Here is a 1,579-nt window from a genome sequence, read left to right as displayed (position 1 = left end):
AGCTCAAAGAATCACAATTTTGAATCTCTGAGCCTAAATTAATAATGTCTCAAATTAATGAAGAAAAGAGTTGTTTTTTACCTCAGTTCTTTGTTGGCAACAGTATTTTATTCTTTTTTAACTTGTAATTTTCTAAATTCAGTCAGAATTTTTTCTTTGTCTATTTCGGTTAAACCAAAATCTGGTAATCTTTCAGGTGGTGGAATTTCGTCGTCAATTAACAAAACGTTTTGCACAAGATATTCGCCAATGTCCATATTCCAACCTAAACAACCTGATTGATAATCTATTTGGTAAGTCGTGTCACGAATTGCTTTTAAAGTCAATTCTGTTTTATTGGAAAATTCTTTTTTTCTTAAAAGTCCCTCGTAAGCAATTCCTTTTACAATTCCGTTTGGATATTCAGTCAGTTTAAGCAGTTCCGATTCGGTTGCGTTTTTCATAATCCATCTTCTTCTGTCAACTTCGTTTTTTGTTGAAATTCCCATTCCACCAACTCCACTAGTAATTCCACGTAATTCCGCAACTTGTAAAGAATCTTTTATTTCTTTTCTTATTCCATTCCAATTATAAGTCCAATTCGGTTCATAATTTGTCACAATAGCAGTTATAACTCCAATTCCGATTATTGTCAAAATTGGAAATAAAATCGAAAATCGACTTCGTTTACTGTTATTTCTACGTTTTGTCATATTGTTGCCAACGGTTTTGTGTATGAGTTAGTTGCGTGGTTTGGCAACTAAGTTAGCAAACATTTAGGAACCTGTGAAAATTCCGCAGGAATTTTCGCAAGTAGGCAAGAACCTAGCAATTAATTATACACGGTGTTACCAAACGGTTTTACATTCCGACGTAATCAGTTTCTATTATTTCTATTTCTCCAATTTGGTTATCTTTTATTTTAATTGAATACAAAACTCTCCAAATATTACCTGTGTCAGGAACAGCTAAACTAGAATTCAGGTAAACAATGTTTCCTGAAATGCTATCAATTTCGGTTGTGGATAGATTACATTCTGTGTAAAATTCAGGAATTAGCGCTTTTCCAAAGTCAGTTCTGTCGATTTGTTTTTTGTCAACAATTGAGTCAATCAAAAGTTTAAAATCAGTTACCATTTTGTGAGAATGGTCTAAATAAGCTTGTTCTCCTTCTTGAGCTAAATTCCTAACAATTGAACTGTCGTTTAAACTATAAGTGTTTAATTCAAGAGTATGTTTTAAGTCAGAAATTTTAAATTCCTTTTTACTGGAAATAGTGTCAAGAATTAAAGCCCAATAATTATTAATTGTATCCTTTTTAACTTTTGATTGGATAGCTTCCAATTCTTTTTTTGGTTCAGATTCCGTTTCTGCTGTTAATTCCGTTTTTGGCTTAAATTCAGATTGGGTTTTGTCCGATTTTTTTCGGTCGCAACTTGATAGAATCGAAAATATTAATATTAAAGACAGAAGTTCTTTCATTGTTCGGTTTTCAACTGTTTGGTAACGTGTTGTGTATGGCTAGTTACGTTGGCTAGGTCTAAAATACTAAAAGAAAACGAACCAGAGGAAAATCCGTAGGATTTTCCGAGTACACACA

General features: G+C 32.4%; 2 protein-coding genes. Both read right to left on the bottom strand.

Annotated features, from left to right (window positions below):
* Positions 1–107: 107 nt before the first annotated feature.
* Positions 108–692, bottom strand: a complete 585-nt coding sequence (locus tag HNQ90_RS17855; RefSeq protein WP_144118286.1) for a hypothetical protein — start codon at positions 690–692, stop codon at positions 108–110.
* A 148-nt stretch (positions 693–840) separates the two neighbouring features.
* Positions 841–1,461 (bottom strand): hypothetical protein, encoded by a 621-nt coding sequence (locus HNQ90_RS17850; protein ID WP_144118285.1) that lies wholly within the window; start codon positions 1,459–1,461, stop codon positions 841–843.
* Between the last annotated feature and the right edge of the window lie 118 nt (positions 1,462–1,579).

Origin of the sequence: Algibacter amylolyticus, assembly GCF_014202225.1 — a bacterium.
GTDB lineage: Bacteria > Bacteroidota > Bacteroidia > Flavobacteriales > Flavobacteriaceae > Algibacter_B > Algibacter_B amylolyticus.
Note: the sequence above shows the minus strand (reverse complement) of the source record. Positions and strands in the feature narration are given on the sequence as shown.